A 16263-nucleotide genomic window follows, 5' to 3' on the forward strand; every position below is an offset into this window, starting at 1 on the left:
TTTTGGAATTAAAAACCAAATGTTGAAATCTATTCATATCTGAGCGCGACCATCGGGTCGACTTTCGTCGCCCGCCTGGCGGGCACCAAACAGGCTACCAACGCCACACTTGCTAAAATTATAGAGACCAACGTAAACGTCCAGGGGTCTGTGGCGCTGGTGCCGTAAAGCAATCCTGACATTAATCGGGTGAGCGAAAAAGCGGCAACCAGACCAATAATCATGCCAATCACTGCCATGCGAATTCCCTGTTTCAAAATCAACTGCAAAACATCACTACGCTTTGCGCCAAGCGCCATGCGGATGCCGATTTCACGCGTGCGTTGCGCGACAGAATACGACATCACCCCGTAAATTCCCAGGGTTGCCAAAATCAGCGCAACCAGACTGAAGCCACTCAATAAAGTTGCTGCAACTCGCGCCGGAAACAGCGTAAATCCGAGATGTTCTTCCAGAGTCTTTTCGCCAAAAACCGGAAGATTTTCATCAAGTTTCCTGAATTCATTGCGCACCAGCGGAATCAATGGACGGGCATCCGTCACACCACGGACAATCAGCGTGGTATAAGAGTTATAGCTTTGCTGTAGCGGAGTGTAGGAAAAGGGTTGTTGTTCTTCGGTGATGTTCCAGTATTTTCCGTTTTTGGCGATGCCGATGATTTCCATAAACGGACCTTCGCTGCTTCGATAACTGAACCGTCTGCCAATAGCTTGCGAAAGCGATTCGGCTTCCGGGAGAAATCGCCGCACGAAAGCTTCATTGACCACCACCACACGCCGACTATTTTGTTCATCCTGCTCGGTGAATTCGCGCCCCTCAAGCACAGGAATTTCCATCGCTTTAAAATATTCGGGAGCCACAGACCCAACCAGGGCATTGGGAACATTCATGCCGCGCGCGGTCGGTTGTCCTTCAACATAGATGCCGTTATTTGAATAATTCCCACTCAAGGGAAAAAGGTCTGAAAGCGAAGCCGCTTTCACACCCGGTAGCGACCTCACCTGATTTAATATTTGCTTTTGAAACTGCTGTCCGCGCGCCTCATCATAGCCCTGCAAGCCAATATCAAATGACATCACGATGCCATTACTGACCTGAAACCCGACATCAAGGGTTTGCAGTTGCTTGAGCGATTGCAACACCAGTCCGGCGGCAACCAGCAAGATGAGCGACAGGGCAATCTGCGCCACCACCAGACTATTGCGAATCCGCGAACGATGGTGACCGCCGATTGTGGTTTCCGATTTCAGGGTTGAAACAATATCGGTTTTCGTCGCCTGCAACGCCGGAATCAAACCAAACAAAATAGCGGTGATGAGCGAAATTGCCAGTGAAAAGACCATCACCCGCCAGTCGATTTTTAATTCCAGAGTGACCGGCAAATCAATCGGGGGTTTGAGCGCCAGCACCGCATCAACAATCCACGAAGCCAGCAATAATCCGGCAGTGCCACCCAAAAGCGATAGCAATAAACTTTCGGTGAGCAATTGTCTGATCAACTGCCAGCGACTCGCGCCCAGCGATTGGCGAATGGCAATCTCTTTACTGCGTTTGGTGGCGCGCGTCATCATCAAACTCGCGAGGTTGGTGCAGGCAATCAATAAAACCAGCGAAACGATTGCCAGTAAAATCGAAGAGAAACTGACAAAAGCGGTGCGAATACTGGGCAGAATAAAACCCGGCGCACCGAGTGAAAGATGCATGCCTTCGTTGGTATCCGGGTACTCGTTGGCGAGCTGGGTTGCCAGAATATTTAAAGCGGTTTCGGCTTGCGGTTGACTCACTCCTTCCTTGAGCCGTCCGCTGACAAAGATATTGTGCGTGCCCCGCTTTTCCAACCAGGTGCTGCCGGGTTCAATCCACTCCAGCATGGTCATGGGGACAAAAATTTCCGGCGAGAAAATTAGTTCGGTTCCCGTGAATCCCTCCGGGGTCACGCCAATCACTTTAAAGGTATGCCCGTTGATGATGACCTCTTTATCAATGATTGCCGCATCGCCACCAAAACGATTTTGCCAGCAGGCGTAGCTTAAAACGATGACCGGACTAGAGAGTTTGACGCGGTCTGCTTCGTTGGTAAAAATCCGACCTTTGATGGCTTGTATGCCAAGCACTTCAAAATAATTCCCCGATACTTCATAACCCCAGATGCGTTCATTGCTGCCTTTGTGACTGAGACTCATGGGCGTAATGCGCGTCGCATAGATGCCATCAAGAACTTCATTGCGCTCCTGAAAATCTTTAAAGTCCGGGTAAGAAAATGTCGATATCCCGCCGTCTTTCCCTTCGACATTCAAACTGACAAGTTGATCGGAATGATGCACCGGAAAGGGGCGCAATAATACGGTGTTCACCAGGCTGAAAATCGCTGTGTTTGCGCCGATGCCAAGCGCCAGGGTCAAAACGGCAATCACCGAGAACAATGGATTTTTAATCAACTGACGAAATCCATAACGCACATCCTGTAAAAATGTATTCATACTCCTCCCAATTTCTTATTTGAAGATTGTTTTATTCATATCTCAGGGCAATCATCGGATCGACTTTCGTGGCTCGTCGCGCGGGCACCAAACAGGCTACCAGCGCCACTCCTGTCAAAATCAAAGAAATCACTGCAAAGGTTGAAAGGTCAGTTGGGCGAACCTCAAATAACAACTTCTCCATCAACCTCATCAACCAAAGCGAAGCCAGTAAACCTAACGCGATGCCTACAACCACCAATCGCAATCCCTGCCCGATAACCATTTTCAGAATATCAGCACGCTTTGCTCCGAGGGCGAGGCGAATACCGATTTCGCGTGTACGCTGGGTTACGGAAAAAGCCAGCATCCCATAAATCCCGATACTTGCGGCAAACAACCCAACCGCAGCAAAGATACCAAGTAAAATCGCATTCAACCGCTCAGGGGCAACCGATTTATCAATGCGTTCCGTCATGGTGCTCACCTTCTCAATCAACAGTTCGCTTTCTGCCGTTTTAAGTTCCCGGCGTACAGAAGGGAGTACGCTGGTGGGTTCAACATGGGTTCTCACTAATAAATTCATGGTCATGCGCGGTCGTTTTGAGTGCGGTTCAAAGGTAGCAAGGTCTGGTTCCGCATTCAGACCTTCGTGTTTGACATCACCGACAACCCCGATAATAGTCAACCAGGGTTCGTTTTCTGCCGGTCCAACTTTGATTCGTTGCCCAATCGCGGCTTCAGGGGTTTGCCAATAACGCCGCGCCATCGTTTCATTGATAATCGTCACATCGGGCGCGCCGCTTTCATCGCGCTTATCGAATTCACGACCGCTCAGTAAGACGATTCCCATTGCGCGAAAATAATTTGGCAAAATGCGGCGAAAGCTCGCCGCAGGCGCTTCCCCGGGATTAAATGGACGAGCTTCAATCGCTAGTTCGCCGTGGGAATCACCGCCGCTGATTGGCAGAGCATTTACGGCACTGACGGCTTGAACACCCGGAACCGCTTCCAATCGTTCGGGAAGTTGCTTATAAAAATTGATGACCTGCTCGCGGCTTTGGTATTTCGTTCTCGGCAAAGAGATATTCAGGGTCAGCAGATGGTCTGCTTGAAATCCCGGATTGACGTTGGTTAATCGCCAGAAACTTTTCATCATCAACCCTGCGCCGATTAACAAAATGAGTGAAAGGGCGACTTCGGTGATAATCAATACATTACGCGCGCGACTTCGCCCCGACGAAAGCGCCTTGCCACCATCTTTGAGCGTTTCGTTTAACTTTGCGCCTGCCGCTTTGACTGCCGGAAGCAAGCCAAATAGCACACCTGATAAAACCGAAACCAGAAGGGCAAAACCGAGAACGAACCGATCAACACCAATCTCTTTTACGCGCGGGAATGATTCGGGCAATTGATAAACCAGCACGTCAACCCCCCATAGAGCCAGCAACACGCCAAAAGCGCCGCCGCATAGGGCGAGTATTAAACTTTCGGTAAGTAATTGACGAACAATACGCAGGCGACTTGCGCCAAGCGCTGCGCGAATTGCCAGTTCTTTTTGTCGCCCTAGCGCTCGCGTAAGTTGCAGGTTGGCGACATTGGTGCAGGCAATCAAAAGTAAAAAAGCAACCGCAGCGAAAAGCACAAGTAATGCAGTACGCAAATCGCCCACTATACGCGCTTGCAATGTCGTAAGTCGCAAGCCATGTCCAGGGTCTTCACTGGCGTACTGTTGCTGAATGCGAGTAGCAAGGGTTTCAATATCAGCACGCGCCTGTTCAAGCGTGATATCGGGTTTGAGTCGCGCTATCGCCGAAAGAAAATGCACCGCGCGGTTTTTCATAAATGGTTCGTCAGCGAGGCGACCCACTGCCATCCACACCTCTATGCGCTCATCTGGCAATTTAAAATCTGCGGGCATAATGCCGATGACTGTATAAAGCTCATCGTCCAGATTAATGGTTTTGCCAATAAAATCAGGGTCGCCACCAAATCGTTGTTGCCAGAAATGATGGCTGATGACAACAACCGCTTCACCTCCCGGTCGGTCTTCGGATTCAATAAAGCTGCGCCCCTGTTCGACGGTTGCAGCAAGCACGGAAAAGAAATTTGCAGAAACCAGCATGGTTGAAACAGTTGCCGGTTCATCTTTGCCTTTCAGCACAGATTCGTTAAATCCGAAAGCGGCGACCTGCTCAAAGGATTGATTCTGTGATTGCAACTCAAGCAGGTTCGGATAAGAGATTTCATAGTCGATGGTCTTTTCATCAGGAATGGATTCGCCGAGAACCACCAACCTTTCGGGTTCCGCATACGGCAAGGGTCTCAGCATCACCGCGTTGATGACACTGAAAATCGCCGTATTCGCGCCAATGCCTAAGGCGAGAGTGATGATGGCTGCAATGGTAAAACTGCGATTTTGAAGTAACGAGCGCAGGCTATAGCGAATATCTTTAAATAATATCTCCATTACTTCCTCTCTTAACGGAAGATGTCGGTTGTGCAAGGCTGTTTGAGTGACGGTTGCGAATGATCCATGATTTTCTCGATAACCGGTTCCGCGATTGCTTGATTGAACCGAACATCTTTAACAGCTCATTGCAATTACTCGTATCTCAGGGCAATCATCGGATCGACTTTAGTGGCTCGTCGCGCCGGAATGTAACAAGCAAGCAGTGCAATAGTGATGAGCAATATTGAAATTAATACAAAGGTTAAAGGGTCTGTGGCGCTCACGCCAAACAGAAAACTTTTCATCAAGCGGGTCAATCCGAATGAAGCAATCAATCCCAAGCCAATCCCTGAGATGGCAAGCCCCAATCCGTATTTGACCACCAGTTTCACGACATCAACCGATTGCGCTCCGAGGGCGATTCGCAAACCGATTTCATTGGTGCGTTGCGCCACGACATTTGAAACCACGCCATAAATTCCCACGGCTGCCAATAACAAACCGAGTCCCGCAAACAGCGCGAGCATCAACATATTGAAGCGTTGCGAAGCGACTGAACGATTGGCGACCTCTTCCATTGTTAAAATCTGCGAGACCGGCATCGTCGCATCAAGCGTCGCAATTTCATTCTTAATCGCCTTGCTCAAACTGAGCGGCGCGACACGGGTTCGCACGGTGAAATTCGCTACCGTAAACGCACGAACCACCGCCATCAATTTGTCGGACATTTGCGGAATCGGTACGAAAACCATCGGCAGGGCATCACTGTCGAGACCCATCTGTTTGACATCGGCAATCACCCCAACAATCTGGCGCATCGGGTCACCCAGTCCGCGCCCGACGGTGAGTTGCTGGTTGAGCGGATTCTTTTCATTAAAGTAGCGGCGGGCAAAGGCTTCATTGATAATCGCCACCGACGCTGCGCCCGGGTTATCCGCTTCATTGAATTCTCTGCCCTGTTGCAAAGCGATTTTCATCACCTTGAAATATTCCGGTGAAATCATGCGCAACTGCACCGATTGCACCTTGTCGGGATTTTCGGGAAAAGTAACCGGCATGTTGAATTGCCAATCGAGCGGTAATTTATTCACCACCGCCGCTGATTCGACACCCGGCAGAGCTTTTATGCGTTCGGTAGCATCGCGATAAAAAGCCGCCGCTTCACTGGTCGTATCGTAACGCGCCCCGTTCAGGGCAACCTGAAAGGTCAATACATTGCGCGGGTCAAAGCCCGGTTCGACATTGAGCAGATTCGCAAAGGTGCGAATCAATAATCCAGCGCCGACAAGCAAGACCAGCGACAAAGCGACTTCGGCAACCACCAATGCGCCGCGCAATCGCCCGCGTGTGGCGGTGCCTCTGCCGGCGCTCTCTTTCAACGTCTGGTTGACATCGACTTTGCCCGCTTGCCACGCCGGAGCGAGTCCAAATAAGAGACCTGTGATGATCGCTGCCACGATTGCAAATGCCAATACCCAACCGTCGGCTTTGATCTGCGAGGCATTGGGCAAATAGCCTTGTGGCAAAGCGGCAATTAAAACTTCCGTACCCCAGACCGCCAGCAACAAACCGGCGGTGCCGCCGATGAGCGCAAGCAACACGCCTTCGGTCAGTAATTGTCGAATGATGCGCCCATTGCCAGCGCCAAGCGCGCGGCGCACGGCAATCTCTTTTTGTCGTCCGGCGGCGCGTGTGAGTTGCAAATTGGCAACATTGGCGCAGGCAATCAACAATAAAAAGCCGACCGCGCCAAACAATATCCACAACAATTTTTCTACATCTTCGGTGAAAATTTCTTTGTAGGGTCTGACGCCTGCGCTTTCCCCCTCCTGCATCTGTTTGGGAAAAGCCTCGCGGTACTCGTCGGCAATCGATTGAAATTCGCTTGCTGCCTGTTCAAGGGTCACGCCCGATTTCAATCTCCCGACGACGGTGGCGTTCGGGTCATAATTGGCATTGGGTCGCGCCTTCAACGGCACGTATAAATCGATTGATTCACTGAACTGAAAATGCTTGGGCAAAATTCCGACGATGGTTACGGATTGGTCATTGAGCAGAACGGTTTTACCAAGCAAATCTTTGTCGCCGCCAAATCGCCTTTGCCACAATCCATCACTTAAAATCGCCACGGGGGCGCTGCCCGGTGTGTCTTCGGCTTGGGTAAACGGACGACCGAGCGCGGGGTAAACACCGAGCACTTGAAAGAAATCTTCGGAAATCCGCAACCCTCTGACGAATTCCGGCTCGTTTCCACTCGATAAATTGCCACCCGCGCCGCCAAAATTTGAGTAAGCCGCGAGCGCTTCAAACGATTGATTGTGTTCGCGCCAGAAAAGAAACTTGGGTTCGCCCGAACCGGCTAAACCGCTCCTGAATTTCTGTCCGACATAGACCAATCGCTCAGCATCAGGATAGGGCAGCGGACGCAGCAACACCGAGTTGATGATGGTGAAGATTGCGGTGGTCGCGCCGATGCCGAGCGCCAGCGTCAATATGGCAATAAAGGTGAAGCCTGGTTTTTTCATGAGCATTCGTAAGCCATAACGTAAATCCTGTATCAAAGTTTGCATGGTTTTCCTCTTCTCAATTCGCGCTATTCGTAGCGGAGCGCAATCATGGGATCAACTTTGGTGGCGCGGCGCGCCGGCACCAAACAGGCTACCAGAGCCACTCCTGTCAAAATCAAAGACACGACAATAAAGGTGACGGGGTCGGATGCCGTGACCCCGAAAAGCAGACTTTCGGTGATGCGACCCAGTGCCAGCGCCCCAGCCAGACCTATGGCAATGCCGATGAATGTCAGTTTCAATCCGTGTTTGACAATCAGCCTTATTACATCGCCGGTCTGCGCGCCAAGCGCCATGCGCACACCGATTTCGTGGGTGCGTTGTGTCACCGCATAACTCATCACCCCATAAAGACCGACGATGGTAAGAAGCAGCGCGGCGCTGGCGAAAATGCAAAGCAGCAGCATATTGAATCGCGGTTGCGATACCGATGCCGAGATGTATTGATCAAGGGTTTTGATGTTGTACATCGGCAGGTCTTTATCAAGCGATTGAACTTCGCTGCGAATCGCCGCAACCGTAGCGGTCGGGTCATTGGTGGTGCGCACCACATAAAACATGGTCGGGCGGGGATTCTGTGGATAAGCGATATAGACTTCGGCGCGCGGTTCTTCATTCAAGGTTCGATGTTTGATGTCACTGACGACGCCGATAATCTCGCGCATGAGGATGCCGCGATCATCGGTCGCAAAACTCGGATTGATGCGTTTGCCAATCGGGTTTTGATTGGGGAAAAATTTATTCGCCAGGGTTTCATTGATGATGACGACTTGATTTGATGTTGAAGTATCGCGTTCATCAAAATCTCTGCCACTCAAAAGTTGAATTCCCATCGCGTGAAAATAACCGCTACTTACGGTTCTTAAATCCGTTTCATAGGGGAACGGACGATTGGGTTCGCCTGGCTCGCCTTCGATGGAAAAGCCCACGCCTGCGCCCTGTCCGCTAAATGGTAAAGCCGTAATGTAGGCGACGTCTTTTACACCGGCGATGCCTTCAATGCGCGAGGCGAGTTGGTTATAAAAATTCGTCAGATGTTGTTCCTGCGGATAGCGCGTATCGGGAAGTCCCAGACGAAAACTCAACAGGTTGGTGGTTTCAAAACCGGGCTTGAGATTTTGCAAGCGAAAGAAGCTGTTGATTAACAGTCCTGCGGTTACCAGCAACGTCAATGCGATGGCGACTTCTGCGACCACGAAAACGCTGCGAATGCGATTGTGCTGTGCGCCGCCCGATGCACTACGTCCGCCTTCTTTCAAGGATTGCGTCAGGCTGGTTTTGGAAATCTGCAACGCCGGAGCAATGCCAAAAAGCAACCCGGTGACTACCGAAATAAGCGTTGTAAAAATCAAAACGCTGGCATCAAAGCCGATGCTTGCGGCGCGCGGCAAGCCTTTCGGAACCAATGACAACACGAGGTCGGTTCCCCACATCGCAATCAACATTCCCAACATCCCGCCACTTACTGAAAGCAACAGGCTTTCGGTAATCAACTGGCGAATAATGCGCCAACGACTCGCGCCAAGCGCCGTGCGAATCGCCACCTCTTTTTGTCTGGTAGTGGCGCGCGCCAGTAAAAGATTGGCAACATTGGCGCAGGCAATCAGCAATACACAGGCGACCGCGCCGAACAGCAACCACAGCGCCAGACTGAAATCGCGAATCAGGTCTTGATGCAACGCGGCGACTCGCACACCGAATTCCGAGTTGGTATCGGGAAACTGTTGAGCAATATCGCTGACTATCAAACTCATTTCGGCTTGCGCCTGTTCCGGCGTCACACCAGCTTTTAAACGACCGATAACCTCCAGCGCGTGATTGCCGCGTTGCGCAGTAAGCGGGGCGCGACCTTCCTGCATGGTTGCGGTTGTCGTCCATAGTTCGATTACTGGTTCGGTCTGAATCGGAAAGACAAATCCAGCGGGCATCACCCCGATGACATTGTAATTTTGCCCGTTCAGGTTGATGGGCTTTTCAGGTAATCGACCTTCGGAACCGAAATATTCCTGCCATACGCGATGGCTGAGAATCACTGCGCGCGCGCCCGGCTTATCTTCTTCGGCGCTAAAGAAGCGACCTTGTTCGGGACTCACGCCAAGCAGCGGTAATAATTCATGTGTGACCATCGCGCCGCGCAAACGAAACGGTTCGCCGACGCCTGTGATGGTGAAATCTCTGGTCGAATAGGCTGCCAGTTGGGTGAACGATTGATTGCGTTCGCGCCAATCATTAAAGTCCGGGTAGGTCGCGCTGCCCTGGTCTTCTTTACCCGAAGTGTTATAGACCATCATCAAACGTTCAGGTTCAGGAAACGGCAGAGGGCGAAGCAAGACGCCATTGACCACACTGAAAATGGCGGTGTTTGCGCCAATCCCCAAGCTGAGAGTCATTATGGCAATCACTGCGAAAAATGGTTTTTTGAGCAAGGCTCGAAAGGCATAGCGTAAGTCTTGAATTAAATTATCCATAAAATCTCTTGTCTCTTTTTTCTCTTTTGGCTTTGCTGAATTTGAATCATTAAAACAAAAATTTAGAAAATCTCACTCATATCTGAGCGCGATAATGGGTTCGACTTTGGTTGCGCGTCGCGCCGGAATTAAACTCGCTGCCACTGCCACACCGGCAAGCAGCAAAGGCAAAATGGCGAAGATAAGCGGGTCGGTGGCGCTCACACCGAATAAGAGCGTGGTCATCAATCGGGTTAAGCCGAATGCAGCGACCAGACCTATCCCTAAGCCAATGACCGCCAGCACCATTCCCTGCCCGACAACCATCTTCAATACATCGCCGGATTTTGCGCCAAGCGCCATGCGTATGCCGATTTCGTGGGTGCGTTGAGTGACCGAATAAGCCATCACGCCGTAAAGTCCAACCGATGCCAGAATCAACGCCACGAGCGCAAAAATGCCAAGCAAGGTCATGGCAAATCGCCTCTGGGTCATTGAATCGGTGACCACCTGTTCCATCGTCGTGACGCGATAAACCGGCAGGTCACGATCAACCGATTGAATAGCGCCGCGCACAGCGGACGCCAGACCGGAAGGCTCGTTTGCGGTTCGTACAATCACAAACATTCCGTTGCCTGCCAGTTGACGATGCGGCAGGTAATATTGCACGGGCGATTCACCTTCAAGTCCTCTGTGGCGCACGTGACCGACGATGCCAACAATTTCGCGCCAGATGGGGTTGCCTTGCGGGTCGCGTTGAAAACTGATGCGCTTGCCAACCGGGTCTTCATCAGGCCAAAACTTGCGCTGCATGGTCTCATCAATAATCGCTACGGGTTGCGAGGTCAGCACGTCACGGTCATCAAAAAATCGCCCTTTAATCAAAGGGATATTCAGCGTTTGAAAATAATTGCTTCCCGCCTGCCAGCGATTTCCCCAGGGAGCCATCTCGCCCGGTTGAACGGTTCTGCCTTCGATGGCAAAACTGCCGCTCGAATTGTTGCCGCTCATCGGCACAGTCGAGGCAACGCCTGCGGATTGCACCCCTGGTAACGCTTGAATACTTTGCAGCGCCTGTTGGAAAAAATTGTCTATCTTTTGCGGCTCATTATATTGATTGCCGGGCAACGCCACCTGCATGACCAGGAGATTTTCAGGATTGAAGCCGGGGCTTACGTCTTGAAGTTTTGTGAAACTGCGAATCAACAATCCCGCGCCAATCAAGAGCACCAATGCCAGAGCTATCTCTGCAACCACCAGCGCGCTACGGACATTGCGTTTGGTGCCGCTTGCGCCGCTTCGTCCGCCTTCTTTCAAGGTATCGTGCAAATCGGTTTTTGAAGATTGCAGCGCCGGAACCAAGCCGAAAAGAATTCCCGTCAGTAAAGAGATTCCCAGTGTGAATATTAGAACGCGACTATCGAGACCGATTTCCTGCGAGCGCGGAATCAAATCGTTATTGAGTTTTAACAGGGCGTTGATTCCCCAGATGGCAAGTAAGGTTCCGAGTGTACCGCCAATCAACGCCAGCACTACGCTCTCGGTTAAAAACTGGCGAATCATGCGCATACGACTGGCACCGAGCGCCACACGAATCGCCACCTCTTTTTGACGCGATGCGGCGCGCGCCAGAAGTAAATTGGCGACATTGGCGCAGGCAATCAGTAACACCAATCCGACTGCTGCCAATAACACCAGAAGCGCCGGTCGAATATCGCCAACGATCAGTTCGTGAAGCGGTCTCAGGCGCAATCCCCAACTGCCGGGGTCGCTGGCATCGCTGCCGGTGAAATATTGTTGCCTGACATTGGCGGCAATAGAATCCATTTCGGTCTGCGCCTGCTCAAACGTCACACCAGGTTTTAGGCGCGCTAAAACCGTGAGGAATTCATTGCGCCAGCGATTGGGTTGCAATTGCGCTTCGGTGAAAGTCAGCGGCGCATATAAATCAACGGTCTGCGCAAACTCTCTGCCAAATTGAAAACTCGGAGGCATGATGCCAATGACGTTATAGCTTTCGCCGTTGAGGGTGATGGATTGATTCAAGATGTTCGGGTCAGCGCCGAATCGTCTGCGCCACAATCCGTCACTTAGAACAACTACTTTGTTGCGTCCCGGTTGATCTTCTTCGGCAAGAAAGACGCGCCCTTTTGCGGGGTCAATGCCAAGCGTCGGGAAAAAGGTCGGGGTTACGGTGAGACCTGACAATCGTTCAGGTTCACCTGCGCCTGTGAGATTCACCTGCCACATATTAAACGCCAGGATGTTTTCAAAGCTCTGGTTTTGGTCACGGTAATGCGTAAAACCAACAGCAGAAACCGAAGCGTTCAAATCAAGTTTGGGGTAGCGATGATTCATCATCACCAGGCGTTCCGAGTCTTTGTATGCCAGCGGCGTCAAAAGCACTGTATTGACGACACTGAAAATCGCGCTGTTTGCCCCGATGCCGAGCGCCAGGGTAATCAGCGCCACGGCGGTGAAGCCAAAATTTTTAAAGAGCAATCGGAAGCTATAACGTAAATCCTGAAGCAGGTCTTTCATTTCATTCCTCCACTGTCATTCATACCTGAGCGCGACCATCGGGTCGGTCTTGGCGGCGCGACGCGCGGGCACCAAACAGGCTACCAGAGCCACTCCTGCGATAATTGAGGCAACCAGAAAGAAAGTTGAAAAGTCTGTGGCGCTTACACCAAAGAGTAAGCTCTCCAGAAATCGCGTCGCGAAAAATGCGCCAACCAACCCAATGACGATGCCAGTGCCGATAAGGTTTACGCCCTGCCCTAAAATCAATTTGATGACATCCAAACGCTGTGCGCCAAGCGCCAACCGTATGCCGATTTCCTGTGTGCGTTGGGTGACCGAATAAGAAATCACCCCGTAGATGCCAATCACTGCGAGCAACAAGGCAGTCAGGGCAAACAGTCCAATCAGATAAGCCGGATAGCGACGCGCAAAGGTCGAAGGTAAGCTATCGAGTATATTTTGAATGGTGGTTTCACCCGAAACCGCCAGGTCAGGGTCAAGCGATTGACATTCGCTGCGAATGGCTTGCGCCAGTTTGTTCGGGTCGGAAGTCGTGCGGGCGATAAAACCGATGACCGTGCTCGATTCCTGTAAGAACGGAAAATAGACCACGCCGGTGGTTGGCGAATCGGGACTATTTACTTTTTCGTCTCCGACAATGCCAACAATTTCAAACGGGGTCGGTGTGTCGCCGAAAAAGATCAACCGTTTGCCGATAGGGTTTTCATTTGGAAAAGTTCTTTTGGCAATGGTTTGATTGACCACCACGACCGCTGGCGCTCGCTGATTATCGTTATTGGTAAATTCGCGCCCTTCAATAACCGGAATCTCCATGACATTGAAATAGCCTGGGCTGATGGTGCGGACATTGATTTCTGGCGATTGTCCTCTTTCAGGTTGCGGCGTACCTTCGACATAAAAACTGTGGGTGTTGCCGCCAAGAAACGGGGTCACATCAATCGATCCGGCAGCTTTCACGCCGGGAACCGATTCAATATGTTCAAGAAGGGTTTGATAGAAATTGGTAACTTTCTCCGCTTCGCTATATTTCGTTTGCAACAGGCTGACCTGAAAACTCAAGAGGTTTTCGGTATTGAAACCGGGGTCGACCTGCAACAGTTTCAGTGTGCTCTTGAGCATCAAGCCCGCGCCAATCAATAGCACCAGAGATAAGGCGACCTCTGCAATGACTAAGGCTTTGCGGAAGTTTTGGCGAAGGTGTGTAGCCGAAGACTTGCCGCCTTCTTTCAAGGTCGATTGCAAATCGAATTTGGAAGATTGCAGGGCAGGAACCAGCCCGAAAAGTATACCTGTCATAATCGACAGACCAACGGTGAAAAGCAAAATCGTGTTGTCGATTTTCAAGCCGCGCAGATAAGGCATGGTGTTGAGTTGCATCTGCGGTATCGCAGCAATCAACGCCTCGACACCCCACATCGCCAGAAACAATCCCAAGGTTCCACCAATGAGCGCCAGCAAAACGCTTTCGGTCAGCAGTTGTTGAATCAACCTTGCGCGATTTGCGCCGAGCGCAAGGCGTATGGCAACCTCTTTTTGACGCGAGGCGGAACGCGCCAATAACAAGTTTGCAACATTGGCGCAGGCAATCAACAAAACCAAACCGACAGCCGCAAGCAAGGCAATCATAATCGGTTTTACACTGCCGACAATCTGTTCGCGTAACGAAATCAAGCTGACGGTTGTGCCCGAATGCGAATCGGAAAACTGTCCGGCAATCTGTTCACCGATTGCCTGCAAATCAGCTTGCGCCTGCTCTACGGTCACATTCGGTTTAAGTCGGGCAATGACTTTAACCCAGTGCATATAACGACGGCTGAGTTGTGCGGGTCCAGGTTCAACCGGCATCCACATCTCAACGCCGGGTCGCAATGCGAATTGAAAACTCTGTGGCATTACGCCAACCACTGTGTAAGTTTGCCCGTTGAGCGTCATTTTCTCGCCGATGATATTTTCATCGCCGCCAAAAAGTCTTTGCCATAACCCATAATTGAGAACCACGACGCGACCTACGCCGGGTTTCTCTTCTTCAGGAAGAAAGGTGCGACCGAGCATGGGGTCAACGCCAAGCACTGAAAAGAAATTGGCGCTGACACCGGTTGAAGCTATGCGTTGGGCTTCTCCGCGACCGGTTAAGGTGACGCCGCGACTACCGGTGTAGGCTGCAACATCGAGAGAACGCGCCTGTCGCCAATCGAGAAAATCGGGATAAGAAGCTTCGCGTTGTTTGTAGTCTCCCTGCGAGCGGGTTTCCCACAAGTGAAAAAGTTTATCCGGCTCTTTATAAGGCAAGCCGCGCAATAAAGTGGCATTGACCACGGTAAAAATTGCGGTGTTTGCGCCAATCCCTAAAGCAAGGGTGACGATGGCGACGAGGGCGAATCCCGGTGTCTTTAGAAATGAACGAATGGCATAACGCAGGTCTTGCCATAAGGTGTACATAATTACCCCCCAGGACAAATTTTTTCTTTCAACCGAAAGACCAAGTTAGCGGCAGGGTGCAGGTTTTCATACCAAATGCCGTGCCACGTTGCGTAGTTGCTGCTAAACGATTGATTTATAAAGTAAGGAAAAGGGGTGATTGGCGGATGGTTTTCAAAAATGTGCGATTATGGGATTGATTAGTCCCATAATCGCAACATTGAAAGGTTTCGGTAGGTTGAAAAGCGCTGTCCGTTCGCTCTTTGACCATTTGGCTAAACGTTGTAAAGCGTATTGCATTTAGGATTAATTGCCACGCATTTTCCGAATCGCTTCGGAATTGAAGCCATGAATTTTCAAGCGCACCAGTTCATCAACCGTTACATTGGTAAACCCGGCGTCGCGCATCTCTTTAACGAATTTGCTGTCGATGCCGTGGATGCGCAACGTCACCAGTTTTTCGAGCGGAATATCGCGAAAACCCGCGTCTTCCATCTCTTTGATGAAATCTTTATTGACGCGATGAATTTTCAGAGAAACCAGTTTTTGCATAGGCAAATCGCTATAGCCCATCTCTTTGACGCCTTTAATAAACTCTTCATCAATTTTATGTATGCGCATGGTCATCAATTGATCGAGGGTCAAATCATTAAAGCCGAGCGCCTTGGCTTTGGCGATAAATTCCCGATCAATGTTATGAATGCGCATGGCGACCAGTTTATCCGCAGACAATCCTTTGAAGCCCATCTCTTCGACATCTTTGATGAATTGCGCGTTCACATTATGAATGCGGAAAGCAATCAACTTGTCTTCCGAAAGTTTATCGAAACCGAGCGCCTTGATGCCGCGAATGTATTCGGCATCGACGCGATGAATGCGCATAGCGATTAATTTATCGAGCGAGACTTTGTCATAGCCCACCGACCGCAATTCATTAACCCAGTTGGTGCCTACGTCATGAAGCGCCATCGAAAACTGTTTTTCCGGCGTAATCCCTTCATAACCATAACTGCGCATGGTGTTGATGAAACCCGGATTCGGGGTGAATTTGAAATCGCCGACGCCTTTGCCATCTTTGAACAGTCCATCAAAGGTCACCGTGCCAGCTTCTCTTGCGAGAGAGAATTGCACATTCCCCGCCGCGTTGACATCCAGCCCGCGAAAATCCTGCAAAGGCATTTCGCTGCCCCAGTTCATATAGCGGTAACGTCCATCCTTCTCCATACTGATATTGAGATAAAGCATACGTCCTTTGCTGGTGTCTCTGACTTTGGCAGTCCAATCACCGGCAAACGATTCCTGCGCAGCGTTCGAGGCTCCCGAAAAGCTATAAATCAGTAATCCAATAACTGCGAAGAATAATGTTTTTTTCATAA

Annotated in this window: 7 protein-coding genes; all 7 read right to left on the reverse strand. The window is 50.7% G+C overall.

The genetic code is table 11. The features are described from left to right. Positions 1 to 29: 29 nt before the first annotated feature. The 7 genes from AB1757_13135 to AB1757_13165 all read right to left on the reverse strand — a co-directional run bounded on the left by AB1757_13135 (position 30) and on the right by AB1757_13165 (position 16261). Positions 30 to 2480 (reverse strand): ABC transporter permease, encoded by a 2451-nt coding sequence (locus AB1757_13135; GenBank protein ID MEW6127977.1) that lies wholly within the window; start codon positions 2478 to 2480, stop codon positions 30 to 32. Positions 2481 to 2511: 31 nt separating this feature from the next. Continuing rightward, the gene (locus AB1757_13140) at positions 2512 to 4929 is read right to left on the reverse strand and encodes an ABC transporter permease (protein MEW6127978.1); all 2418 of its coding nucleotides are present in this window, start codon (positions 4927 to 4929) and stop codon (positions 2512 to 2514) included. Positions 4930 to 5063: 134 nt separating this feature from the next. Further along, positions 5064 to 7481: an ABC transporter permease gene (locus AB1757_13145; protein ID MEW6127979.1), complete on the reverse strand. Its 2418-nt coding sequence runs from the start codon at positions 7479 to 7481 to the stop codon at positions 5064 to 5066. A 23-nt stretch (positions 7482 to 7504) separates the two neighbouring features. Continuing rightward, the gene (locus AB1757_13150; GenBank protein ID MEW6127980.1) at positions 7505 to 9946 is read right to left on the reverse strand and encodes an ABC transporter permease; all 2442 of its coding nucleotides are present in this window, start codon (positions 9944 to 9946) and stop codon (positions 7505 to 7507) included. 72 nt (positions 9947 to 10018) lie between these two features. Then, complete coding sequence (locus AB1757_13155; GenBank protein MEW6127981.1) at positions 10019 to 12466, reverse strand: ABC transporter permease; 2448 nt, start codon at positions 12464 to 12466, stop codon at positions 10019 to 10021. A gap of 15 nt (positions 12467 to 12481) precedes the next feature. Then, positions 12482 to 14908 (reverse strand): ABC transporter permease, encoded by a 2427-nt coding sequence (locus AB1757_13160; GenBank protein MEW6127982.1) that lies wholly within the window; start codon positions 14906 to 14908, stop codon positions 12482 to 12484. Positions 14909 to 15193: 285 nt separating this feature from the next. Next, a complete protein-coding gene (locus AB1757_13165) occupies positions 15194 to 16261 on the reverse strand; it encodes a hypothetical protein (GenBank protein ID MEW6127983.1) in 1068 nt (355 codons plus the stop codon). Positions 16262 to 16263 lie beyond the last annotated feature (2 nt).

This window comes from Acidobacteriota bacterium (genome assembly GCA_040754075.1).
Lineage (GTDB): Bacteria > Acidobacteriota > Blastocatellia > UBA7656 > UBA7656 > JBFMDH01.

What these genes read in the sequence shown, in the direction of transcription:
- AB1757_13165 (MEW6127983.1), bottom strand. Translation starts at nt 16,261, where the DNA reads ATGAAAAAAACATTATTCTTCGCAGTTATTGGATTACTGATTTATAGC.
- AB1757_13155 (MEW6127981.1), bottom strand. Translation starts at nt 12,466, where the DNA reads ATGAAAGACCTGCTTCAGGATTTACGTTATAGCTTCCGATTGCTCTTT.
- AB1757_13150 (MEW6127980.1), bottom strand. Translation starts at nt 9,946, where the DNA reads ATGGATAATTTAATTCAAGACTTACGCTATGCCTTTCGAGCCTTGCTC.
- AB1757_13160 (MEW6127982.1), bottom strand. Translation starts at nt 14,908, where the DNA reads ATGTACACCTTATGGCAAGACCTGCGTTATGCCATTCGTTCATTTCTA.
- AB1757_13140 (MEW6127978.1), bottom strand. Translation starts at nt 4,929, where the DNA reads ATGGAGATATTATTTAAAGATATTCGCTATAGCCTGCGCTCGTTACTT.
- AB1757_13145 (MEW6127979.1), bottom strand. Translation starts at nt 7,481, where the DNA reads ATGCAAACTTTGATACAGGATTTACGTTATGGCTTACGAATGCTCATG.
- AB1757_13135 (MEW6127977.1), bottom strand. Translation starts at nt 2,480, where the DNA reads ATGAATACATTTTTACAGGATGTGCGTTATGGATTTCGTCAGTTGATT.